Annotated in this window: 21 protein-coding genes; 2 read left to right on the top strand and 19 right to left on the bottom strand. The window is 49.3% G+C overall.

What is annotated here, in order from left to right; all coding sequences use genetic code 11:
- The first annotated feature begins 8 nt into the window (after positions 1-8).
- On the top strand, positions 9-1,385 hold the full coding sequence (locus tag BLP64_RS04015) for an MBL fold metallo-hydrolase RNA specificity domain-containing protein (RefSeq protein ID WP_092591995.1): 1,377 nt from the start codon (positions 9-11) through the stop codon (positions 1,383-1,385).
- Here BLP64_RS04015 and galE read toward each other — a convergent pair.
- Genes galE through BLP64_RS04000 form a run of 3 tightly spaced genes read right to left on the bottom strand, consistent with a single transcriptional unit; the run spans position 1,382 to position 3,867 of the window.
- Positions 1,382-2,398: a UDP-glucose 4-epimerase GalE gene (galE, locus tag BLP64_RS04010; RefSeq protein WP_092591993.1), complete on the bottom strand. Its 1,017-nt coding sequence runs from the start codon at positions 2,396-2,398 to the stop codon at positions 1,382-1,384. The genes BLP64_RS04015 and galE overlap by 4 nt on opposite strands.
- Before the next feature lie 15 nt (positions 2,399-2,413).
- Complete coding sequence (locus BLP64_RS04005) at positions 2,414-2,932, bottom strand: NUDIX hydrolase (protein ID WP_092591991.1); 519 nt, start codon at positions 2,930-2,932, stop codon at positions 2,414-2,416.
- On the bottom strand, positions 2,929-3,867 hold the full coding sequence (locus tag BLP64_RS04000) for a hypothetical protein (RefSeq protein ID WP_092591989.1): 939 nt from the start codon (positions 3,865-3,867) through the stop codon (positions 2,929-2,931). Before BLP64_RS04000 ends, BLP64_RS04005 begins: the two co-directional genes overlap by 4 nt.
- A 131-nt stretch (positions 3,868-3,998) precedes the next feature.
- Here BLP64_RS04000 and BLP64_RS03995 point away from each other — a divergent pair, with 131 nt between their 5' ends.
- Entirely contained in the window at positions 3,999-5,504 is a 1,506-nt protein-coding gene (locus BLP64_RS03995; protein WP_176754914.1) for a phospholipase D-like domain-containing protein, read from the top strand.
- On the opposite strand, the gene BLP64_RS03990 is transcribed toward BLP64_RS03995, so the two are convergent.
- From BLP64_RS03990 to gspI, 16 genes are all read right to left on the bottom strand, one after another.
- Positions 5,450-6,475: a hypothetical protein gene (locus BLP64_RS03990; protein WP_092591985.1), complete on the bottom strand. Its 1,026-nt coding sequence runs from the start codon at positions 6,473-6,475 to the stop codon at positions 5,450-5,452. The two genes, BLP64_RS03995 and BLP64_RS03990, sit on opposite strands and share 55 nt — an antisense overlap.
- Positions 6,476-6,692: 217 nt before the next feature.
- Positions 6,693-8,882, bottom strand: coding sequence for a polysaccharide biosynthesis tyrosine autokinase (locus BLP64_RS03985; protein WP_092591983.1), 2,190 nt, complete (start codon positions 8,880-8,882; stop codon positions 6,693-6,695).
- Between the two features lie 87 nt (positions 8,883-8,969).
- Positions 8,970-9,422 carry a low molecular weight protein-tyrosine-phosphatase gene (locus tag BLP64_RS03980; protein ID WP_092591981.1) on the bottom strand — a complete coding sequence of 151 codons (453 nt, stop codon included), beginning with the start codon at positions 9,420-9,422 and terminating at the stop codon, positions 8,970-8,972.
- Positions 9,423-9,430: 8 nt separating this feature from the next.
- On the bottom strand, positions 9,431-10,555 hold the full coding sequence (locus BLP64_RS03975; protein WP_233340097.1) for a polysaccharide export protein: 1,125 nt from the start codon (positions 10,553-10,555) through the stop codon (positions 9,431-9,433).
- A gap of 14 nt (positions 10,556-10,569) precedes the next feature.
- Positions 10,570-12,786 carry a YjbH domain-containing protein gene (locus tag BLP64_RS03970; RefSeq protein WP_092591979.1) on the bottom strand — a complete coding sequence of 739 codons (2,217 nt, stop codon included), beginning with the start codon at positions 12,784-12,786 and terminating at the stop codon, positions 10,570-10,572.
- A gap of 5 nt (positions 12,787-12,791) precedes the next feature.
- Complete coding sequence (locus BLP64_RS03965) at positions 12,792-14,408, bottom strand: YjbF family lipoprotein (protein WP_176754913.1); 1,617 nt, start codon at positions 14,406-14,408, stop codon at positions 12,792-12,794.
- A gap of 47 nt (positions 14,409-14,455) precedes the next feature.
- Positions 14,456-14,755: a hypothetical protein gene (locus BLP64_RS10780; RefSeq protein ID WP_176754912.1), complete on the bottom strand. Its 300-nt coding sequence runs from the start codon at positions 14,753-14,755 to the stop codon at positions 14,456-14,458.
- A gap of 329 nt (positions 14,756-15,084) precedes the next feature.
- Complete coding sequence (gene rfaH / locus BLP64_RS03955) at positions 15,085-15,585, bottom strand: transcription/translation regulatory transformer protein RfaH (RefSeq protein ID WP_092591975.1); 501 nt, start codon at positions 15,583-15,585, stop codon at positions 15,085-15,087.
- A 33-nt stretch (positions 15,586-15,618) separates the two neighbouring features.
- Complete coding sequence (gene pgi / locus BLP64_RS03950; RefSeq protein WP_092591973.1) at positions 15,619-17,133, bottom strand: glucose-6-phosphate isomerase; 1,515 nt, start codon at positions 17,131-17,133, stop codon at positions 15,619-15,621.
- 16 nt (positions 17,134-17,149) lie between these two features.
- Positions 17,150-18,316, bottom strand: a complete 1,167-nt coding sequence (locus tag BLP64_RS03945) for a nucleotide sugar dehydrogenase (RefSeq protein WP_092591971.1) — start codon at positions 18,314-18,316, stop codon at positions 17,150-17,152.
- 135 nt (positions 18,317-18,451) lie between these two features.
- Positions 18,452-19,234, bottom strand: a complete 783-nt coding sequence (locus tag BLP64_RS03940; protein ID WP_092591969.1) for a type II secretion system protein N — start codon at positions 19,232-19,234, stop codon at positions 18,452-18,454.
- Entirely contained in the window at positions 19,231-19,776 is a 546-nt protein-coding gene (gspM, locus tag BLP64_RS03935) for a type II secretion system protein GspM (protein WP_092591967.1), read from the bottom strand. The genes BLP64_RS03940 and gspM overlap by 4 nt, the downstream gene beginning before the upstream one ends.
- Positions 19,776-20,957, bottom strand: a complete 1,182-nt coding sequence (gspL, locus tag BLP64_RS03930; RefSeq protein ID WP_092591965.1) for a type II secretion system protein GspL — start codon at positions 20,955-20,957, stop codon at positions 19,776-19,778. Before gspL ends, gspM begins: the two co-directional genes overlap by 1 nt.
- Positions 20,958-20,961: 4 nt before the next feature.
- Positions 20,962-22,002 (bottom strand): type II secretion system minor pseudopilin GspK, encoded by a 1,041-nt coding sequence (gene gspK, locus BLP64_RS03925; protein ID WP_176754911.1) that lies wholly within the window; start codon positions 22,000-22,002, stop codon positions 20,962-20,964.
- Positions 21,983-22,597 carry a type II secretion system minor pseudopilin GspJ gene (gene gspJ / locus BLP64_RS03920; RefSeq protein WP_092591961.1) on the bottom strand — a complete coding sequence of 205 codons (615 nt, stop codon included), beginning with the start codon at positions 22,595-22,597 and terminating at the stop codon, positions 21,983-21,985. Before gspJ ends, gspK begins: the two co-directional genes overlap by 20 nt.
- On the bottom strand, positions 22,594-22,983 hold the full coding sequence (gspI, locus tag BLP64_RS03915) for a type II secretion system minor pseudopilin GspI (RefSeq protein ID WP_176754910.1): 390 nt from the start codon (positions 22,981-22,983) through the stop codon (positions 22,594-22,596). Before gspI ends, gspJ begins: the two co-directional genes overlap by 4 nt.
- Positions 22,984-22,992 lie beyond the last annotated feature (9 nt).

Here is a 22,992-nt window from a genome sequence, read left to right as displayed (position 1 = left end):
GGTGGGTCATGGAGGTTCATCAACGGGTTCTTCATCATGGAGCTCATCAGGGGGTCACAGGTTCGTGTCATGAGTTTTTACTATCACGTACGGCATCGCTGCTCATCGACTGTGGCCAATTTCAAGGCAATGACGAACTATTCCGCGGGAGTCAATCGTCTCGTAATAACGACATTGATTTCCCGATTCAACAACTAGTCGGGTTGGTCATTACCCACTGCCATTTAGATCACGTGGGACGTTTACCCAGTTTATGGGCGAAGGGATTCCGTGAACCCATTTATTGCACACCAGCCACTGCATCGCTGCTCCCGATTGTGCTCCGCGATGCCATGCAGATCACCAAGGTTGCGAACGCCGATCAGGTTCTCACCGAAATTCAGCAACGACTGGAACCCATCCCCTACGACACCTGGTATGACGTTCACCATCACTGGCGACTTCGCTTTCGAAATGCTGGGCATATTATGGGCTCAGCCTATGTTGAACTGGAGCAGCGGCACCTCGAGCCGGGACAACAACTGCCAACTCGAGTGGTATTCTCCGGTGACTTGGGTTGCAAACACACTCCCCTGTTGCCGGACCCCACACCGTTAGAGTATGCCGATTATTTAATCTTGGAAAGCACCTACGGTGACTCGGTTCATGAAAATCGGGAAGATCGCCAAGACCGATTAAAACGAGCCATTAATAAAGCATTTGCAGACGGTGGGACCGTTTTAATTCCAGCCTTTAGCATTGGCCGCACCCAAGAGCTGCTGTACGAAATTGAAGACATTATTCATCATGAACCCAGCTGGCAGAAGGTGACCGTCATTCTCGACTCACCGTTAGCAAGCCAATACACTGCTCAGTATCGACGTTTAAAGCGACTCTGGGATGACGAGGCTAAAGAGCGTTTGGCTGATGAGCGCCACCCGTTAAACTTTGAACGCTTGCACGTGGTCGAAAGTCATCAGCAACATCTCGATATTGTCGAGTTATTACGTACCAAACATTATCCAGCCATCGTGATTGCGGCCAGCGGCATGTGTACCGGCGGACGCATCGTGAACTATCTGAAAGCGCTCATCGAACAAGATATTACCGATATTATCTTTGTGGGGTATCAAGCGGAAGGAACACCAGGACGGGATATTTTAACCTATGGCCCCCGAGGTGGTTATGTGGAGTTAGACGGACAGCGTTACACCATTAAAGCTTATGTCCATCAACTAGGAGGGTACAGTGCCCATGCCGATCAACTTGGACTCATCGAGTTCTTAGCAACGCAAATCAAACCCGTTCATCATGTTCGCCTAGTGCATGGAGAGTTGCCCGCCAAAATGGCTCTTCAGAAAGCCATTACAGCGAGCAATATCATTACCGGAGAGGTCTTTATTTAGTCGACTTTATAGCCATGCGGGTTCTGATGTTGCCAACGCCAAGTATCGGCCATCATTTCATCGAGCCCTCGAGTTGCACGCCAGTCTAACACGCGCTCCGCATTGCTCGGGTCCGCATAACAAACAGCGATATCGCCAGGCCGGCGAGCGACAATTTGGTAGGGCACGGTGCGACCTGAAGCCAGTTCAAAAGCTTTCACCATTTCCAAGACAGAATACCCGTTGCCAGTCCCTAAATTGACCGCCTCAAAGCCAGTCCGATGGGCCAATTGCTTCAGTGCTGCCAAATGACCGAGTGCTAAATCGACCACATGAATATAATCGCGAACACCCGTGCCATCTTGGGTGGGATAATCATTGCCAAACACACTCAATTGCGACAACCGCCCCACGGCTACCTGAGAAATATAAGGGAGCAGGTTATTAGGGATGTCGTTGGGATCTTCCCCAATCAACCCAGACGCATGGGCGCCAACCGGATTAAAGTAGCGTAGCACAAAGACCGACCATTCAGGATCCGCGTTGCATAAGTCCGCAAGGATCCGCTCCGCCATATATTTTGAGGTGCCATACGGATTCGTGGTGCCGCCGGTTGGAAAATGTTCTTGAATCGGAACCGTGGCTGGATCGCCATAGACCGTTGCGGAGGAACTAAATACGAACTTTTTAATACCGTTTGCGGCCATCACTTTCAGTAAGTTAAGTGTGCCTTGCACGTTGGTTTCGTAATATTCAAGGGGTTTCGCAACACTCTCACCCACAGCTTTTAAGCCGGCAAAGTGAATCACGGAGCTGATCGGATGCTCTGCAAATACCTGCTCTAATTGTGATAAATCGCGTACATCACCGTGAATATACGGTACGGGCTGGTTGGTGATTTGTTCCACCCGGCGAAGGCTTTCGACAGAACTATTACAAAAATTATCCAGCACTAATACCTGCTGCCCTGCCGTCAACAACTCAACAACCGTGTGGGATCCAATGTAACCTGCACCGCCTGTGACTAAAATCATACTATTTCCTTTGCTCTATCCGTTCGCTGAAAAATCCGTGCGTTGTTTAACATATAATAATTGCAGCGCCGCTAAGGTTATCCCGCAGCTAATCGCCCCTGCGGCAATTTGTTGATCAAGTTGTTCCCCAGTGAGCCGTACCACTGCAACTGCTTCTTCATCATGCGGCTCAGGTACTTGGCCAGGTGGAATGTCCACGTAAAAAACCGGCAGTCGACTCGCCAGTATTGCTGTGTTTGGCCGGACTTGCCCTAGCTCAATCAACGTATCCGGCGCCACGGTAAACCCGGTTTCTTCACGTAATTCACGCACCGCTGCATGAACAGCTGGTTCGTTGGGCTCACCGTAGCCACGAGGAAATTCCAACTGCAAACTTTGCTGAGCGTGACGCGGTACCCGAACTAAAATAAATTCTTGCTCCTGACGGGCAATAATCACCGCCCCCTGCTGCGCATTAGGTTCATAAATATAATGCCAGCGGCCATCTTGAACCACCTCAAACCAAGGATTTTGATAGACAGTTTTGGCAGTCATTTTTTTATTTCCAAACCAATATAATGGCGTAATTTCGGATACAGCCCAAACCAGTTTTTACGGGTGGCAAAATCATACCCTTTTTCTGTGGCTTTATCTTCGATATAGCTCATCGTTTCATCCGCAATGAAATGGAGCAATTCAGTACTTCCCAAGCTACTGATGAGTTGGAACAGCTTATAAGGCAATTGTAAAACACTCAACTCACGCTGGAGTGATTTAATGGTTAACCCAGTGTTCAGGAAGCTTGCTGGAATCATGGAGAGATGACGAATATGATCTTGTAAAAACCCTTCACCACGTTCGACAAACAATGAGTGATAAGCAGGGTCAATCACTTCGCTGCGAAACGCGTCGCCCAGTGATTGAGTGGCTTGATACCACTGTGAGCGGCTGATCAAGCCCACCGTTTGCTGCAGAAACTGATATTGCTGCTCGGCATCCGCAAAAAAGTGTCCAACAATGGCCGGATCTTGTAACCGCTCGTGAATCGCTCGTTGCAGACTATCAGCATGTAACTCCAGCGGATGATAAACGGGCTGCAATGCTGTAAGGGCATTTTGAGTTTCGCGTAAACGGGCATTCAAGTGCTGCACTTGCACCCGGGTTAACTGTTGTTTTTGCGGAGCACCATCCATACTTGAGACAATGTAGTCCCCCGGCAGCCCCGCAAAATAGTCTTCCAGAGTGAGGTCGGCGGTAAAATTTAAGCCGCGCACAACCAGTTGCCCTGCCCCTTCCTCATTCAGATATTTCACGACATTTGCACGACGTAAAAACGCCCCCACATCACGATTATCTAATAACGTATTGGGGGACACCACCACCCCGGATGCCATGGTTAAACCCAGCAATAAGCGCTTATAAAGCTCCGTGGGTTCAAGCGCTCGAACTGAATCACAGTTCGAAAGAAAAACTTTTTCTTTCAACAACATAACAAGCTTCCCTAGGTCCTCTGTCACATTGAGAATGTTTCGCCAATGTTAACAGTATGCTATAACTACACAAAGTAATTATTGATGAGAGCTAAAAGACGTTGTTGCGATTCATTCAAGTGTTAATCCTCATGACCTCGCTGGTCGGTGCTCCCGGCTGTGCTAGCCTACCCGATTTATCTCAACGCCAGGCAAGTTATGCCATTCATCCTGTCGATACCGCGCAAACCCAACTGGGCTCCTTGATTGCTCGTGCCTTCGAGATCAAGGCAGACCCTCACTCCCGAGTCAATGCGGGAGTCCTGGTATTGGACGAAGCCGAACCTTCGTTGACGGCACGCTTGCTGTTGATCGAAAACGCCGAGCGTAGCATCGATATTCAATACTATATTTGGCGTGATGACACCTCTGGGGTGCTAATCATCCAAGCCTTAGAGCAAGCTGCACAGCGTGGCGTGCGCGTGCGTGTGCTCCTCGATGATATTCATAGTGGCGCGGTCACGCCTTTTTTGCATGAGTTAAATCGTTACCCCAATGTGGAAATTCGCTTAATGAACCCCTTTATGCCGCGAGGGGCTCTGGTGTTAGGGTTTCTCACCGACTTTGATCGTTCGAATCGCCGCATGCACAACAAATCACTTACGGTAGACAACCAAGCATCCATTGTTGGGGGCCGGAATATTGGCAATGATTACTTTCTGAACGGTCATACTGATATCTTATTTTCGGATATGGATTTGCTTGCTGTTGGGCCTATCGTGCAGGATATTTCGGTGCGCTTTGATAATTACTGGAACAGCGATTCGGCTTACCCACTCGAGCTGCTAGAAAATCCACCGAGCAAAGCACCTGCGGCAGTCATCTTTGATTACCAACCGCGCTTACCCCACTTGCAAACCTTTTTTTCCAATGCCACTTGGTATGGCGTTCATGCCGTGGTGGTCAGCGATTCTCCGACCAAACTATTAGGCCACGCAGCGCCCGAAGAACTCATTACCCATAAATTTAGAATTGTGTTCGATGAGCCTCAGCAAGAGATGTTATTGATCTCCCCGTACTTTATACCGAGCACTGAGCTGATTCAGTCATTGGGCGCTCTGGTCGAACACGGGGTAAACGTGCAGGTATTAACCAATGCTTATGCCACCAATGACGTCACCTTGGTCCATTCGGGCTACGCCAAACATCGCAAAGAGTTGCTACGTGCTGGGGTGCGTCTCTTTGAATTGCGCCCCACCGCCCTAGCGATCCCTTTGGTGGAAGAGCCAGAAGACAATGATTTGCCATTTTCCAGTGTGTCGGCAAGTAGCTTGCACGCAAAAACCTTTATCATTGATCGCCATCGTGTCTTTGTCGGTTCATTCAACTTTGACCCGCGTTCCGCCAATCTCAATACGGAACTCGGCTTAGTCGTCGAAAGTGAGGCGTTGGGACAACAGATGGCTCAAACGTTTCTTAATAACACCCCCTATCATGCCTATGAAGTGGTGTTAAACGAGAAAGACAAGCTAGAATGGCATGAACGGAATGAGCAAGGGGATATTATTGCGGTATATCATATTGAGCCTGAAACAAGCTGGCTTCAACGCTTGCTGATCGGCTTTTTCTCATTGTTGCCGATTGACCCCTTGCTGTAATAATCTGACACGATCCGCAACAAGCCATCCAGCTCATGCTCCGGCAGGTGGTTGATGCCACCTGCCCCTGCACGCCCCCCACCATGTGGGTAGCGCTCACAGATGGAGCCTGCTCCCACTCGGTTCGTTTGCGGAGCTCGTAGGTTAATGGAATAGGTTTTGCCATCCATATTTTCAGTCGCAATTAAAATGGCTTGGTCCGGGTGCTCTTGCGCTAGTTCGTTCGCGAGGGAACCATTAATGCGACGCGCCCACGCGGTGGCAGGTAACCGAATGGCCAGTATGGTTTGATGGTGTTCCAAATTTTGTGCATTTCGCGCTTGTTCACGATCGTTCACATAACCTTGCTGTAGCAACAGAAAAGGAGCTTCCCGATCATTATCTGCCACCACCGCAAACGGCGACTCATAGGCCATTAATTGGCAATACAGTTGGGCTGGATGCATGTGTAAATCCGCGACCGTGGCACCGTAGCTATTGTAATTGACCAGCATGCCCAGCTCCCGAAGCTGTTCAGTCTGCGCAGTTGAGAGCCCTAACGCTTGGCAATCACGATAAGCCACATCAAACAAGTTGTCTCCGAATGCGGCGGGCAACGCCCACACATGCTGCTGATAGCCTAAGTGTGCGCTCACCAACAGCCCCGTGCAAACGGTAGGAGAAAAATCGAAGACCGTCGTCAGCCGCTCATGGTGAAACCGTGACTTGGTAAAATGATGATCCACATAGTGAATATGGCGAACTTGCTGAAGTAGCCGCGGTAACGCCACGCTATTTTTGTCGAAGGGTAAATCCAACACCCACAGCTCCGCATCCTTGGCTTGTGCATCCGTGATCGTTTGCAATAAGGCATGATCGCGTTTAACACCGGTAATGAGCTGTTGCTGCGAGGTCGCAACGGGAGCGTAGCGCCGTAGTTGAATTAAGGAGAATATTCCATCGGCATCCCCGTTGAAAACATCGATATTCATGGAACCCTCCTGCCCTGTTTGCAACACCAAGGCGCTGATCGAAATATCTTACTGGGAGGTGTTATAACTTAAAAGTAGGAATCTGTTAAGGGGGAAGAGCTTAGTAAGCAGGAAAGCAGAATCGCAAGAGAGGGGGAGAGGAGAATTAAATAAGCTTAGCCAAGCAACGGGTTGAGTGCGTTCACCTTACCCCGTGCTTGGCTTTGAATCACATTAATTATTCGCTTTTATAGGCGTAACCGTAATGGTAGTTATAACCATATCCGTAATAAGAGCTTGCTTTACGCTCAACACCGTTCAGGATAGCGCCTTTCACCTCAATACCGTTTTGTTCAAAACGTTTGACCGTATACATCATTTCTTTCACTGGCGTCATACCAAAACGTGCCACGAGCAACGTCGTTCCCGCATAACGACCAACGATCGCTGGGTCGGTGACTGCAAGAATCGGCGGAGTATCCACTAACACGTAATCAAACTCCTGCGCTGATTTTTCCATTAATTGAGTCATGCGGGTATGCATGAGCAATTCTGCAGGGTTTGGCGCACTCGTTCCACGCGGCATAAAGTGAAGGTTTTCAATATACCCAGACTGTACGAACTCATGATAATCATCATTGTCAGAGGTGCCAGCCAAGTAATCCGCTAAGCCTTTAATGTTATCTGCTTTCATCATGTTATGCAGATAGCCACGACGAATATCGCCATCAATCAATAAAACTTTCGAACCACCTTGGGCCAAAACTGCAGCCAAGTTCGCGGTGACAAAGCTCTTTCCAACGCCCGGACTCGGGCCCGAAATCATAATAATGTTATTGCGCGCTTCCAACATGGCAAAGTGTAAGCTGGTCCGTAAACCACGCAATGCTTCAATCGCCAAATCGGTTGGATCTTCGTTCGCCAGCAACGGAGCTCGTATGACTTCATTGGAGCGGCGTTTGGAAAGCTTCAGTAATTTTTCGTTAATCGCATCTTGCGTTTCTGATTTAGGAACTGACGCATAAACGTTAATTCCTTCTTGCTCCAGCTCTTCCGAGCTTTCTAAACCACGATTCAAGAGTGAACGGACAAACACGAAGCCAACTGCAATCATGCCACCCAACATGGTTGCAAGCACGACAATAAGAGCTTTACGCGGCGCGACAGCTATTGGGTTGACCATGGCTTCATCAAGAATTCTCACATTCCCCACAGTGCCAGCTTTCAGAACATTCAGCTCTTGCATGCGGTTCAATAATTGCAGATAAATCTCTTGGTTTACTTCCACATCACGCGCTAAACGTAACACTTGCTGTTGGGTTTCAGGCAACTCTTTCACTTGACTTGATAACCGCTCACGGTCAGCGATCAGCTCTTGCTTTTGCTGAATGAGGGCTTGATAGGTCGGGTGCTGTTTCGTATATAAACGACTGAGTTCCGCTTCTTTAAGCGTCAGCTCATTAATGCCTTTCTCTAGCTCAACAACACGATCCAAAATACCTTTAGTCTCGAGTGTTAAGTCAACCGAACTGCTTTCCAACCGATAGCGGTTTAGCTCATCTTCGGCTTCCCGCAGATTTTTTTGGATACTAGGAACCTGTTCTTGCAAAAACTCCAGGCTATTCTCAGCTTCCGCAGCGTTGCGGCGAATATTTTGCAACATGTACTCTTGCGTGACCGCATTCAACACTTGTGCGGCAAGTTGCCCGTCCGCGTGCTGGATGCTGGCGTTGAGAATGCCCGTTTGACGGCCACGCTCGCTGACCGCTAATTCTTGCTGAATCAGCTGAATGGCTCTCAAACGACTCCGTTTAACCAGAGTAAAGGAATCCGTATTGGCCACCACTGCGTCGGTGATGTGTAATACCCAGTCACCCTGTTCTGCACGGTTGCCGACTTCACCTGTTAACACCTCGTCGCCGGTACTGTTGTACAAGGTGTAGCTAGTGCCACCCAAGCGATCAAATTCAAGCTTCAGTGGTTCTCCTAGCTGATCAGCTGGCACTTGGAGTACGTCAATCAATAACCGATCTTCTTCTTCAGCACGGCGCGCCAAAAACTTTCCGATTACTGGATAATAATTCGGCTGCACCACGTTGGTTAATTTCAATTGATCAACCACGGCACCAATCACCATCCGTGATTTGATAATTTCGATTTCTGTTGCGGCTTCGCTTTCGCTGGCGAACATATCCGCCATTTCACCCAGCGCTGGAATGCCAGACGACTTCTTTTCTACTTGCAATAACGCATCTGCTTGGTATATCGGGGTGGCTAATAGCGCATACAGCACCCCTAAAAACATAAAAGCACCCGTGATAATGGCAATCAGCCATTTGTGGTCAATTAAAAGCCCAAACAAACGTCCCAAATCGATTTCATCATCGTTATGGTGCTGCTGAACGGGAGCTGATTTTTGTTGTTGCATTCGAAAATACCTTGTTCAAATCGTTGGGTGTCGAAATCTAGTTAAAGCGATGGTTACACACCATCTTCGAGTCCATGAAGCAGCCTATTAATTCAGCTTTTGACCCCATAAATCCACTGCTTGTACAATCAGCTTAAGCACATGATCGTACACTTCTTCACTTTTCTTATACGGGTCTGGAATTTCCTTGCCACCCGCTTCGAGCCATTGCCCTAACAGCATTGTCTTTGCTTGCGCTTCAGGGTAACGCTGGGCAATGTGACGTCGATGGGCCTGTTCCATGACCAAAATCAAATCATACTGGCTAATGAGTTCTCGCGTTAACTGCTGCGCCTCATGCACGGGGAAATCGTAACCATGCTTTTGCGCCACAGCACGAGCTTTCGGGCACATATCCCAGCCGTGCCCTTCACTATGAATCATCGCCGTAATTCCAGCACTATCAATGGTTTTGTGCGGTAACTTTTGTTGCAATAAAAATTGACCGGTGGGGCTGCGACAGATATTGCCCAAACACACCACTAAAATTCGATCAAACATACTCCCGATTACCTCATTTCATCGCGCGTACGGCTTAAGTTATAAAGCCCAGAAATTGATGGCAGGATTTGGCTAATTACACGGTTCCAACGCGCCACTGGTGCGGCCGTGACATAAATGATATCACGCTGTTGCAGTGGGAACTGCTCCGCTAGGACCAGGGCAGTCGCATTTTTTGCATGCAGTTGATAGATATCAGCAATGCGACCGGAATTTGGATCCGCCGCTCGAATCACAAACACACCTTCAGCATTCGCCGTTGCTTCAAACCAACCGCCTGCTTCAGCCAAGGCTTCGGCTAAGCTCATGCCATTGCGACCAATCATGTAACTCCGTGGCTGGCGGACTTCACCCAAGACAAACACTTTGTTTTGGTCATTCCGTGCCACATGCACCACATCATTCGGCTGCAAAAGAATGTTTTGGTCGGTGTTCCCCTGCTGATACAACTCACGCAAATTAAACTGTCGTTCTTGACCATTTCGAGTGAGGGTCACATTGGTCCAGTCGGCTTCAGGATTTAATCCACCCGCCGCGCTGACGGCTTCAATCAGTGTCATCGGCACGTTAGTTACCGGCAATACGCCCGGCTTGTTAACTTCTCCCGTGACGTACACGCGCTGGCTTCGGAACCCTGCCACCGTGACATCGACTTGCGGGCTTTCGATATACTTGGCCAATTTTTTGGCAAGAATATCGCGAATTTCGGTGACTTTCAGACCTTCAACTTTGACCTTACCCACGTAAGGATAAAAAATGGTTCCGTCATTATGCACCCAGTTACCCGCATCAATAGGGTTTCGCATTGAACCAGCTGGAATCGTCAATTCGGGGTGGTTCCACACCGTGATTAACAGGACATCGCCCTTACCGACTTGGTAGTCATAATTGCCCAGCGCAGCTTGCAATTGCTCATTGAACTGCGGTGCCGTATTCGGCGTGTTAAGCTCGGCGAGTAACATCGGTGAAATGCTATGAGTCGCCACCAACTTACTGAGATCAGCCTCGCTGAATTCGTTATTCGAATCTTCAAACAACGAGCTTTTGGTATCGATATGACTGCCAGGAGCAAACGCACAACTAGCACACAGCAGAGCAGACAAAGAGAGTAGAGTTAATTTCATGGGTGTCATTAGCGTTCTTCCAACTATCGATAAAGTTGCGGGCGACCAAGCAACTGGCCTCCGTCTCGCATGATTGGCATCCAAGCAATGGTGCCTCGCGATTTCGTCCGTCGTAGCATAAATAAATCAAACGGAATGCTCAAATAGAACCCTTTGGTGAAGCTCCCTTCGCCAAAGTCTTCTGAACTAACATTGGTGAATGCGGCGAAAGCCCCCGCAATAATGCCCGAGTCAAACTCATGTTGTAACTCGAGGTGAACCCCGTCATCCTTCGCTAGGAAACGTCCTGCACGCGCAATCAAGGTCGTATTTTCTAGCCACGTTGGGCGCCAATACACCGATGCGTGCCCAGTAAAGGCTTCATAATCGTCAAATCCAAAGTCCCGATAAGGATCACGTTGCTTCACGTAGTTAATATCGAAACCATAGGCCCAGCGACTATTCGGCGCTTGGTGGAGAAGCTCCGCACCAACGCCCCCAAACATACGTTCTAAATAGCCCGCATACGCAGCCGCATAAACGTTTTTAGAAAGGTGATGCGTATTGTATAAATACAGACTATTCACCCACACATCTTGGTTTTCAGCGTATTCTCGTACCCGCGTACGAACCCGTGGCAATGGAGTATCGCTGCCGTCAATCAGGTAATTAAACTTATCATAGTTATTGATTAAGTTAATTCCCATTTCACCGACAGCCATCAGCGAGTCATCAAACACATACCAACCGACCGCTTTCAAACTTAACTGATACATATAAAACGCTTCAGCGTTACCGAAGCTTTGCTCTAGGTCAGGTTGAATTGCCCAACCAAACCGATTTTTATTCCAATGCGGCTCTAACAGGTTGGGACGCTCTTGCATCGGTTGGGCACTGGTCGTGCGAATGGCATCTTGCTCATCCGCAAAAAAGCGTTCACCGCGGTAAGCGGTTTCAAACGCAGGCACTTGAATGACGTGGGTTGCTAATCCCAAGTTCCCTTGGTATTCCGTGATCCGATACTCCGCCACGCCGTCACGCGGGAGTGAATCACTCAGAATCCGAGCCGCGCGGTCAACAGCATCGTCGGTATCGCGAAAACGGGCTTGTTGTGCGGCAATCTCAACCACCGCTCCTTGCGGTTGTTCGACCACTTGGATGGCTCGCTGATCACAATCACTCCCACCGTCATTGAGCTCATTTGCGATACAACCAACGCTCCAGCCTGCCTCTTCAATCAGATCATTCGCTATTTGTGCGTAATTCACTTGCGACCAATCGGTCGGGCGTGCTTGTTCTGATTCGGCACGGGCTTGCCGCTTTTCCGGCTCAATTTTTAATTGGTGAAGTTCGTTGAAATTGAAATTAAAGGTAAAACCAAACGTGAACGTATTGCCACGCTCATAGCCAAGCTTCATGCTAACGTTTGGATTTAATGCGTAATGAACCCCAAAGTTCCACGGTGAGTCAGGTACGATAGGAACCCCAGCATTATCATAACGATAGTTGTTCCCCTCATACTCGGCTATCACGCTTAATCCTTGGATAGGCGTATGGTACTGAATGCCACCAAATAACGCGGCAGGCCCTCGAAACCACTTATCGATTTCAAACTTACCGCCCCGCCCGCTGAACCCACGTTCACGGTCACACATGCGGTCGGCAATTTCACAAAAAGGGTTGGTAATATTATCGCGTTGGCCCAAATAGCCCCACCCAATTCCTAGGCTGACATCAATGCCACCCCAGTTGTTGAAGCCGAAACTGTCTAAATCCCAACGCTTATTCGCAACAAAATATTCCGCTGCAAAGATTCCCGTGCCCCCTACGTCTTGGAGGCCTAACGCGATTTGTGGAATATATCGTGACTCTTGCCACAACAATAATTTACCGTCAAACGCCTTATCTTTGAGGGTTTGATCGCCACTAAAGTTGGGGTCTTCACTATACAGTCGATTACGAATATCCGTATAGCGTGCAGTAGCTGTTAGCCAAGGAAATACCTGTAAACTCACTGCGCTGCGACGGTATTCATTGGTATCACTGTAGTTAATTGAGAACTCGCCGTGGGCGTTCATCCGCGCTGTTGGCGTTTGCAATAATCCTACCACGCCGAAATCATTTTGGGCGTAGGGGCCATGGGCCGATGTAGCGTAAGCGTTGCCACTCAGCAATAACAGTCCACCGACCACGCAAGCCAGAGCAGCGCTGTATCGATTACCTTTGGGCTGTGGAATTACTTGGGATAAAGTTTTATGCATCGTTGTTATTCGGGACGAACCGACCAGTCCCAATGTTGTAAAAACAGTGCCAATTGTTCATTTAAGTCACGAAACCCCTTGGGTAAGTCTTTATCGGCAATACTGTGTAAAACAATAGCCCCAGGTTGTTCTGTCATGGTTCGCAGCGCAGGTGTGCTGTTATACCCCTGCACGGGCACTCGTGTGATCTTGCCGGTGACATCAGTCACATACACTAATTCATGAGCTGCTAATGGTGTTGCAAGCCCCACGTGAACCGCTGCAGGAGGGGCTGGTTGAAAACTCACTTCATAACGAGGGATCACTGCCGTGGTGCGCACATCAGCGACAGCATCAGCGACCGATAACATCGGGTTATCAGATTGATACAACCGGGCGGTACCAAGTGACCAGCCATGGAGGTAAGTCGCCCGTAGCGGCCAAGTTAGAAATGCTTCGGCTAATTCAGCAGCTTGCGCTGCGAGTTGCTCTTCACCATCGCTCCGATACGTTTGTTCGAGCATGCGCAGACGCATCAGCATACCGGATTTACGGCCGGCAAACCATTGATCGAGCTTCGGACTATGAAGACGGGTTAGCGGCTCATAAGGGAGTTGTGCGAAGCCTTGTTGATGAAACTCGGTGACAACGGTGTTCAGGCGCATTTTATGGCTATAAAACAAGCCACTAAAATGGTGCTGTGTCGGGTCGTTAACCTCATCGCTACACACTCCACACAGCACATGAATTTGAAGGTAATCCGTTGGGTTGCCACCGTCTTGGCGTTTTAAATCGACCACGCCAGCAGCAGGCTCAAACCCCCAAGCTACCGAATGATTGTTCGGCGCTGAGGCAAGGTAGGGTTGCACTTCCAGAGACTCGAGATAGCCTAACTCAGTCCCCAGCCATTGTTTTGTTTTAACCGCGCGACCACTAACCACATCGTAATGAAACTCGTTCACGGCTATTGGCGTTTTCACCGCCGTATCTGTTGGTTCAGTTGCGGGATATAAGGATTCAAGCACCACCCGCGTTGTCACCTGATCACCATTTGGCATGGTTAAGCTTGAGCTTTCTTGATGCCGTTGCACTCGATAACTTTCGCGCATGGTCATCAGGTGAGGAACGTGCTCGGTATGATACGGGGAGGTTATCCGTTTATCGAACACCAGTTGGTCCGCGCTGACTGCAGCGAGCCACACAGCCTTCACCTGCGCATGTTTTAAATTTTCAATACTAAGGATACGTCCTTGATACGTATCGATCACTTCATCGGTGGCTGAATACCACTGCAAGCGGGGTTCGCCTGCCACGTTATCCACTTCCCCTAAAACCACAAGGTTCCGTGCACCTTCGCCCATTCGCATGTATTGCGCAGCGTAAGGTAAGGCTCTTGCTTCTGCTGGCGTTAATTCAACGTCTTGATGCTTGTTTAATAGCCAATCCAGGCTTTCGCGAGCAGTCCGTCCTAATAACGAATCGTACCAAGACTTTTGGGGTTCAGTGGTCAGCACTTCGGCGTCATTAGGCAGGGTTCGCGCTACACTATTTGGAATAAAAAGTGTGGCCAGCAATGTGCTACAGACAACAAAAAAGCCACTGTAATTCAGCGGCTTTTTTTTCTGTGCGGTTGATTTAATCAAACAACCACCCTCCAATCATTTCAACGACTTCGTTTGACACAAACCAATTAGTTTGTCGTGGTTACAGTCGTTGTTGTTACTGGTGGGTTTGGTGGAGTAGGTGGCGTTGTTGGTTGTTCGTCATCGCTATCGTTGGCCACAGTCACGGCAACACCGACAGCAACCGCAGTTGCAACTGCAGCACCAACAGTGATTCCAACACCAGTCGCTGCACCTGCAGCAGCGCCTGCTCCAGCGGCGCCAGCACCAGCACCACCAGCGCTACCCGCAGCACCTTCTTGTTGTGCCATTGCAACTGGCGTCAATACCAATGTTGCTGCAGCTAATAAAGCTGTTAATAATTTCATATCATAAACTCCTTGAGAGTAACCTGCTTGCTAAAATGCTTGTCGTACACGCACACACTAGAAGCATAACAAGCCTTGCTCATTTTGCAACCTATTTTTCGTGATATCGGTGTGACGATAATCACTTAGGCACGCTACCGCCCTTAGGTTGCGGCATCCTAAAAACCATTCAATACATAACAATTGTTATACTTCATCGTATTCCTCTAACGCCTGTATTTCTGCACGCTAGAGTGCAACGCCATTAGACCATATCGATAAACATGGATCAACGCAGATTTAACAACTTTTACATTAGGGAAAATTCTTAAAAGTGCGAAACTATCACGCTAATTTCGTCTGATTTCGTCAAACGAATAGGTAGCCTGAACATCTTGCTGCAACCAATTCAACAAGACGATACAGCGACTATCGCCATCTAACTCAATGATTTCAGCGATAAAACCGGCAAAAGGACCGGTTTCAATTTCAACCTTTTCACCCACTTGAGGCATCGCTGCTGTCGTCGCTTTTTGGACCACATCTGAGTTTTGATTCAACTGTTGTAATTCCGCGATGAGCGAGTCTGGCACCGTCGCCACTCGTGAACCAAACGTTAATAACTTGTTAACGCCAAAGGTGCTACGAATTTTATAAAACTGCTCCGCATAATCATCTAAATTGACAAACAAGTACCCAGGGAATAAAGGTTCCGTAACCGGAGTTCGCTTCCCTCGCCGCACTTTATGTACCGTGAACTCTGGCAAAAATGCGACCATCTGTTGATTCGTCAAATTTACCAAGGCACGACGCTCTTGCCGTGGCTTGGTGCGTACCACGTACCAAGTCATTGTGTTTTTTCTTACCTATTAGTGAATCAAGGCTTACATACGTCGGATAATACGATCTGTACTCGCATCGAAGCTTTGTGATTTAACCCCATCAATCACTGCTAAAATATCTTTTGCACAATTTTTACCCTTTTCAACACCGGGCTGGTCAAAACTGTTGATGCCCCAAATGACCCCTTGGGTAAACACTTTATGCTCATAGACGGCAATCAGTGCACCAAAACTCTGCGGCGTGAGCTCATCCACATACAATAAATTGGTGGGGTGTTGCCCAGTGTAAGTATTGCGCGGGTCCTCTTGACCATCCGGCCCCACCGCACGAAACCCTTCCCACATCAGTTTCCGATGCGCTAAACAGTTACTCACAGCTAACCGCTGTTGTTCACGTAACGCGTCTTGAACGGGCGGCGTAAAACCTGGCGCAGCGCGATGCAGGACCGCAATAAAGTCTGCCGTGAAGCTATCCCAACCTTGGTGCAAATGTTGGAAAAACGCGTGCTGCCCGTTGGGGCCATAGCCTCCCCAAATAATCGGTCCCGTGGGAGTTGTTAACGGCTGATTGTCATGGGTTGCTTGCTTGCCATTACTCTCCATATCCAATTGTTGCATGTAGTTAGGCAAATACCGCAGACGCCCGTCATAAGGCAAAATCGCAAGGTTGTTAATGCCCCGCTCTTCGCGGTTATACACCCCCAGCAGCGCTAACATCACTGGAATATTCTGGGTAATGTCGTCGGTTTGGGCAAAGTGCTCATCGATGGCTTGTGCCCCCTCGAGCATTTTACTGAACTGGTTACTGCCAATGGACAACGCGATGGGCAAACCAATGGCTGACCAAATACTGAAGCGCCCACCCACTGAATCAGCGAAACTTAATTGCTGGTTCGGAGGAATACCAAATTCCATCATCGCCTGGTTATTGGAGCTAACTCCAATCACGTGATGCTGCAACCAATCGGCTTCGCTCAATACCGGCTTAATCCACTCTTTAACCGTCTGTACGTTGGCGAGTGTATCGACCGTACTAAAGCTTTTACTCGCAATGATAAAAAGTGTCGTTTCAGGATCAACAATTGGCAGTACTGCATACAATTGCCCGCCATCCATCGAACTAACAAAGTGCGTATGCAAGGTATGTAAGCTATAGTCATCGGCAAATTCATGCAGGGCAAAGGCCCCCATCATTGGCCCAAGGTCCGAGCCGCCAACACCGATATTGACCACATCAGTAATCGGCTTGCCTGTTGCTCCTAACCAATTACCACTACGCAATAAGCGTACAATTTCGACAAAACGGTTTTTCCCATTCGCTGCTTTCACAACATTATGGATGCTACGGTTCAACACATGAGTGACTTTCCGCTGCTCCGTTTTGTTTTCAAATTCACCGGTCACCAACTGCTGCTTTAAGGCCGTAAAATTAGCCGGCAGTTTTTGCTGCGCATAAGCGCGCAATTGTTCGTCGGTCAACCCTTGATAGCTATAGTCCAAGTTTAACCATTCGGTTTCGATGCACTGTGCTGCTGTTACTGGGGGGTTGTTTACCATCGCCCTACTCCTTGTTTTAATCCGAGCCGAACAAATCGCGGGTGTACACGCGATCAGCGACGTCGCTAAGTTCTTCCGTGAGTCGATTCGAAACGATCATACAGCATGAACGCTTAAACTCATCGAGGTCATTCACCACTTTGGAATTGAAGAAGGTTGGTTCTTGCAATACGGGTTCATAAACAATCACCTCAACCCCTTTGGCTTTGAGGCGTTTCATAATGCCTTGCACGGCCGATGCACGGAAATTATCCGAGCCTGACTTCATCACCAAGCGATAAATGCCCACGCATTTCGGTTGGCGTTTTAAAATACTTTCGGCGACAAAATCTTTGCGCGTACGGTTGGCATCCACAATGGCTTTAATTAAGGTTTGCGGAACATCTTGATAGTTGGCTAATAATTGTTTGGTGTCTTTCGGCAAACAGTAACCGCCATAGCCAAAGCTCGGGTTGTTATAGTGGTCACCAATTCGTGGATCTAAACACACCCCATCAATAATCTGACGGGCGTTCAACCCGTGGGTTTCCGCATAAGAGTCCAACTCGTTAAAATACGCCACACGCATTGCCAAATAGGTATTCGCAAATAATTTAATGGCTTCAGCTTCCGTTGAGTCGGTGAATAAAACCGGAACATCCTGCTTGATTGCGCCTTGTTGCAACAGCTCTGCAAACTGGTGCGCAGCCGCCGTTTGTGCGCCAACAATAATACGGCTAGGATGAAGATTATCGTATAGTGCGCGGCCTTCACGTAAGAATTCAGGTGAGAAAATGATGTTTTCATCATTGCGTTCTTCACGCAATTGCTTCGTATAGCCAACCGGCACCGTGGATTTAATAATGATGGTGCAGCTTGTGTTCACCGCACGCACCGCATCGATGGCTGCTTCAACGCTGCTGGTATTAAAATAATTAGTTTTAGGGTCGTAATCAGTCGGGGTTGCCACCACCACAAAATCAGCGTCCCGGTAGGCCGCATTGGTATCAGTGGTCGCGGTTAAGTGTAAATTTTTATGCGTTAGGAAGTCTTGGATTTCTGCGTCAACGATGGGTGACTGCCGTTGCATAATTTGAGCGACTTTCGCTTCGACAATATCAACTGCCACCACATGGTTATGCTGGGCTAATAACACGGCATTAGAAAGACCGACATAACCGGTTCCCGCAACTGCAATTTTCATGACGACCTCATCCTTGTAGTATGATATGAATCTTTGTAAATTTGTTAATCGAAACGGGTTATTTTAAGCGCCTGTAGGCACACTCGCAAGTGGCAATTGCGGCTTATAGAAGAAGTTTGCATTGTTACCGCAGCATTACCACGAGAATGGATAGCGCCCTTGCGCATCAGCTTGCCCTAAAAACACCAAGAGCTCACGGATCGGCGCAGGGGTCTGCGCGGTTGGTTGGAGCGTACCATTGACTTTCACTCGCGGAGCACGCCAACTTCCCCCCACTTGTGCCGCAACCGTCAACCCGATTAAATTCGGTGGCTCGACCCGCAGCTGCACTGCCTGCTGATTGCCATCAGTGACGCAGCCAAGTTGCGTATTAAAATCACCGAGGGGATGCCAAACATGGTTAATTCGCATTTCAGTATTGCGGGTGATCAGTTGCCCCGCTAGTCGATGACACCACTGCTGGCTGTCAAAGTCGCTCAGACCATAATCATCAAGGCGTAACTCCAATTGCCCTGCCACCGTAATCGGGACCGGGAGTCGCCACTGCTGGATAAGCGGTTGTAGTTGTCCATGCAACTGACTGCTGACACTGACTTCAGTGGCCCGTAGCTGCACATTTGCTTCGCCATACAGCTCATTCCCAGCACGCTGTGGAATCTGTAGTTGAACCACCGCGCGCCCCAACAATAAATGCCACGGGCTCAGTTGCCATTGCACCTGTTGGAATTCAACCTGGCCCCCCGTACTAAGGGGCGCACTGACATTCGTGGAGCCCTTCCAAAGCGTTCCTTGCACGTGCGTTAATTGCACAGCATCGGCGCCATTCACCTGCTGGAGCACCCAAGGCAACAATTGCGCAGGTGCTTGTACCACCAACCCAAGAATAAATAACGGCAACAACCACCACCATTTCATCATAACCGCACCTGTAGTCGGCGCACGCGAACTTCGCCAGGTTGGGAGGCCGGTGCGACATCCAGTTGTTCAATGGTTAATCCTGCCTGCTGCTCCGTTGCTTCCAGGAGTTTCAGCAGGGCATCAAAAGGCGCTTGATCAATCACAATAACGAGACTGTCGTTTTGCGGTTGTAAGCGTGTCAATTCAATGTCGAGAACACTCGCTAACCGAGTCATGCGCTCGGTCAGGCTGCCGGTAATCGTTACTTGCCGCTGGGTTGCGGCGGCTCCACCAGGACCTTGTGCTTGCTGTAATGACTGATAACGCCCGGTGTTTTCTCGCACCCATTGTAATAATTGCTGCTGCGCTTCAACTTGCATGGCTCGCTGTTGGAGACCACTTTGCAATGGCTGCCAGCAAATTAAGTAAAGACAGAGCAGCACCAGCAAAGCACCGGCGACGCTTAACAAGATACGTTCCCGCGGGTTGAGTTGTCGTAATCGCTCATCCAAGGTTGGAAAGCGCTGTAATAAGGGCTGTAACCATTGTTGTTTCATCGCCATTACGCTTCCTTCTTCACCGTCAACGTGCCACTCACGGCCCCATTTTGATTGGATACCGGCCCTTGCTCCACCAACACTGCACCACTCTCGTTCGCAATTTTTAGAAATTTTTCCAAACTCGCAAAGCTATCTGCCCTCACCTGGAGACGTAAAGTGTGATTATCATAACGCAATAACTCGAGCTGAATATCTCGATTCGCTTGAAAGGCGCTTTCGAGATACAACAAGAGCTCCAGCGGAGAACGACCTTCTCGCTGCGCGCCAAGGCTTTCCAAATGTCTATTTAACTGAGTTCGCACGTTCACAATGCGCGTTTCATCAGGAAAGGTGGTGCGGTAGGTTGCTTCAATGGCGGTTTGCAATTGTGCTTGCTGTTGCCCCAATTGCCAGTAATGGACCCATTGAGTGGCGTACGCGATCACCACCAACACACTGGCTGCAATGGCTGCACCTCGATAGTTTCGCCAGCCTGAGTGGCTGCTGCGCTGCCGGAGCGCTCGAAATTGTTGCTGCCGTAAATTAATCCATGGCAGCGCGCCTGATTGGATAGCCGCGTAGTAAGTACTTGCCATCACACTCAAGGGAACTTCAATATCTTGCTGCTCCACCGGATTAAGAGTGCATCCTTCAGTGAGCGCCTCGGCCAAATGCGCTTCGCACGCAAAGCCCTGATGCTCGCCTGTTCGCACCACCATTTGGTTACCCAAAGTTAACGTGGTTGCGTGGTCTGCTTCCTCTGGTTTGGGTAGAAAATAAATATCCGGGTAAATGGCATCACAAATAATCTGCGCTTGTTGCAAGGCGTCCAACCATGCGTGCATTTGCTGTTTCCCAACCACCGCCACCGGCACGGTAACCATTGGTCCGGTTTTTTTAATCGGCGGCCAAGCAAAGTGAAGCTCAGTAATATCTTGTGCCAGCTCATCCTCTAACGCGTTCGGAATTACCTGCGTTAACATGCGCAAGGCGCTGCTGGGCAACTCAACTTGGGTCATTAGGATTTCTGTCCCACTGGCATAGACAATCACCTGACGACTCCGCGCATGCTCAGTTAGCTGGGTCAGTTCCTCAACCTGCGCCAAGGTGCCGCTGGCAATGAGTTCCTGATGCAACGGGTTCCAAATCAGCCAATGCACCACAGTTTGCGGCGCAGCACTTAAGCGAATGAATAATTGTTCCATGATGTTAGGGCTCTCCTAAACCGCGGTAAATCACGGCCGTGGTGTCTTGCGTGATCATCAATTGGCTTTCTACGGGTAGTTTGAAATCGCCGACACCAATGGTTGCATTCAATTGAAAATAATTACTGCTCACATCCAAATCATCCAATGGCTGCCCCAGATTTGCCTCAAGCTCGCGTCCAGCAGCATGATTTAATGCACCTTGCTGGCGGGCAGCATCAATCGAATCATACCCCCCGTGCTGACGGTTTGCTAAAAAACTCGTCGCATCATCTTCTGTCATGGCGCCGACGGTTACCGCATGTAATAACTCTGGGTGGTCTGGGCTGACGGTATTCACATTGATACGCAAGCTATTATCCTTGGGTAAAACACAGATATAAGGCCGCAGTTGCTGATAAATACTCGCGCTGACCCCTCGAATTAAACGCAATTCACTCACCTGAGCAAACCACGCATTCGCCGCCTGATAGGGGAACGGCAGGCTCAAATAATCAATGGACTCACTGCCATAACTGCCCCCAATATCACTGTCTTCATCCAACCAATCGGCCACCGAGTCCACAATGACATCCGCCGTATAAGCATCAATCTCCGTGACAACGGCCAGCAATAAATGCCGTAATTGAGCTTTCCGTCTTGGTAACAAAGCATCATCCTCACTTGCCCCGAAAGCAAGCGAGTTCAAGTTGAAACAACTTCGCAAATCTTTGACTTTTCCTTGAATCACGCCCCCCTCAACTGGGAACGCCATTCCTGCTCCGGTACTTTGCTGCGCCCATAATTGCTGCAGATGAGCGATGCCGTCATCTTCTTTAATCTCAGTTTGCACCAACTCACGCACAATGTCTTCTGCACTTAACCAATACCAATACGCTTGCTCGGCTTGTCCCAAATTGAGGGTGCGCTGTACCGCATGGTGTGAACGCCCGCTTAGACTCACCGCGAGCACCGTCACCAGTGCAATCACAAGGAGCACCATCAATAAAGCGACGCCTTGTTGCTGCTGAGGACGGGCGCAATTGCTAATTCTCTGAGGTGACATCATCCCCTCCTTCAGCAATCAAAAACACCCGCGTCATGGTGCCCCAGCGTTCAGTCGTCAGGGTTACTTCAAGTGCAGGAGGAAGTTGGTGAGTGAATCGTGGCCCAGCACTGAGTCCAGCATTGCGTTTAGACCAATTGCGCACCTCAGCGTCGCTCAACGGTGTCACCTCAAGCCCTGTCACGCCGGTCAATAATTGCCGCGCGATAGGCTCGGTCGACTCACTAACATCCACGTAATAATAATGCTCTCGGATTAACGCGTCATCACGAATGAAATAGGCCACGGGTTGCAGCTCACTGCGCGGGAATAATCCTTGTGGGTTGAGCCAGCCAGTGCGGATAAATGCCAGTCGATTTTCATCGATCAGCAAATAACTACGCGTGATATTACTGCGCTTGATGATCTGGCGCACATCCTGTTCCAGTGTCAGCATGGCAAACTGTAATTCTTCCAATTCAAGCAGCGCGGCTTCACTTTGTTCACTGGCGCGCATCATGGTATGAATCACCGCGGCAGAGGCCAGCCCAATGATGGCCATTACCACGACGGCCACTAGGACTTCCACTAACGTAAAGCCGGCGTTTCTCTTCATGGCATGGCCTCGGTTGTGGGTGCCGTGCCGTTGCGTGGACCAAGATAACGGCTCATCACCACCACTGGGTTGTTATTGGTATCCACCTCGCCTGCATAAACTCGCACAGTCAGGTAAAACACCTTATCCGTCGCAGTTTCCGTTACCTCAATTTGCCAGCCCCATTCTTGATCGGCAATGAGTTCCATCCCCGTCTGTTTATCCGTAGGGGGATAGGCCAAGCTAGCTCGTGCCAACGCATTGCTGGCAGCGTATTGAGCAAAGGTTTTTTGTTGGAGTTGCGTGAGACTCGCCAAATGTTGGCTGGTGGCCACCACGCCAGCCAGAGCAGCCAGTGCAAACAGCCCCAAGGCGAACATCACTTCCACCAAGGTGAATCCCTGCATTCGCTGCCC

Origin of the sequence: Pseudidiomarina indica, assembly GCF_900104245.1 — a bacterium.
Classification (GTDB): domain Bacteria; phylum Pseudomonadota; class Gammaproteobacteria; order Enterobacterales; family Alteromonadaceae; genus Pseudidiomarina; species Pseudidiomarina indica.
Note: the sequence above shows the minus strand (reverse complement) of the source record. Positions and strands in the feature narration are given on the sequence as shown.

Bases quoted from the DNA above. Each gene is read 5' to 3' on its own strand.
- BLP64_RS04015 (WP_092591995.1), top strand. From the start codon at position 9: ATGGAGGTTCATCAACGGGTTCTTCATCATGGAGCTCATCAGGGGGTC.
- galE (WP_092591993.1), bottom strand. From the start codon at position 2,398: ATGATTTTAGTCACAGGCGGTGCAGGTTACATTGGATCCCACACGGTT.
- BLP64_RS04005 (WP_092591991.1), bottom strand. From the start codon at position 2,932: ATGACTGCCAAAACTGTCTATCAAAATCCTTGGTTTGAGGTGGTTCAA.
- BLP64_RS04000 (WP_092591989.1), bottom strand. From the start codon at position 3,867: ATGTTGTTGAAAGAAAAAGTTTTTCTTTCGAACTGTGATTCAGTTCGA.
- BLP64_RS03995 (WP_176754914.1), top strand. From the start codon at position 3,999: ATGACCTCGCTGGTCGGTGCTCCCGGCTGTGCTAGCCTACCCGATTTA.
- BLP64_RS03990 (WP_092591985.1), bottom strand. From the start codon at position 6,475: ATGAATATCGATGTTTTCAACGGGGATGCCGATGGAATATTCTCCTTA.
- BLP64_RS03985 (WP_092591983.1), bottom strand. From the start codon at position 8,882: ATGCAACAACAAAAATCAGCTCCCGTTCAGCAGCACCATAACGATGAT.
- BLP64_RS03980 (WP_092591981.1), bottom strand. From the start codon at position 9,422: ATGTTTGATCGAATTTTAGTGGTGTGTTTGGGCAATATCTGTCGCAGC.
- BLP64_RS03975 (WP_233340097.1), bottom strand. From the start codon at position 10,555: ATGACACCCATGAAATTAACTCTACTCTCTTTGTCTGCTCTGCTGTGT.
- BLP64_RS03970 (WP_092591979.1), bottom strand. From the start codon at position 12,786: ATGCATAAAACTTTATCCCAAGTAATTCCACAGCCCAAAGGTAATCGA.
- BLP64_RS10780 (WP_176754912.1), bottom strand. From the start codon at position 14,755: ATGAAATTATTAACAGCTTTATTAGCTGCAGCAACATTGGTATTGACG.
- rfaH (WP_092591975.1), bottom strand. From the start codon at position 15,585: ATGACTTGGTACGTGGTACGCACCAAGCCACGGCAAGAGCGTCGTGCC.
- pgi (WP_092591973.1), bottom strand. From the start codon at position 17,133: ATGGTAAACAACCCCCCAGTAACAGCAGCACAGTGCATCGAAACCGAA.
- BLP64_RS03945 (WP_092591971.1), bottom strand. From the start codon at position 18,316: ATGAAAATTGCAGTTGCGGGAACCGGTTATGTCGGTCTTTCTAATGCC.
- BLP64_RS03940 (WP_092591969.1), bottom strand. From the start codon at position 19,234: ATGATGAAATGGTGGTGGTTGTTGCCGTTATTTATTCTTGGGTTGGTG.
- gspM (WP_092591967.1), bottom strand. From the start codon at position 19,776: ATGGCGATGAAACAACAATGGTTACAGCCCTTATTACAGCGCTTTCCA.
- gspL (WP_092591965.1), bottom strand. From the start codon at position 20,957: ATGGAACAATTATTCATTCGCTTAAGTGCTGCGCCGCAAACTGTGGTG.
- gspK (WP_176754911.1), bottom strand. From the start codon at position 22,002: ATGTCACCTCAGAGAATTAGCAATTGCGCCCGTCCTCAGCAGCAACAA.
- gspJ (WP_092591961.1), bottom strand. From the start codon at position 22,597: ATGAAGAGAAACGCCGGCTTTACGTTAGTGGAAGTCCTAGTGGCCGTC.
- gspI (WP_176754910.1), bottom strand. From the start codon at position 22,983: ATGCAGGGATTCACCTTGGTGGAAGTGATGTTCGCCTTGGGGCTGTTT.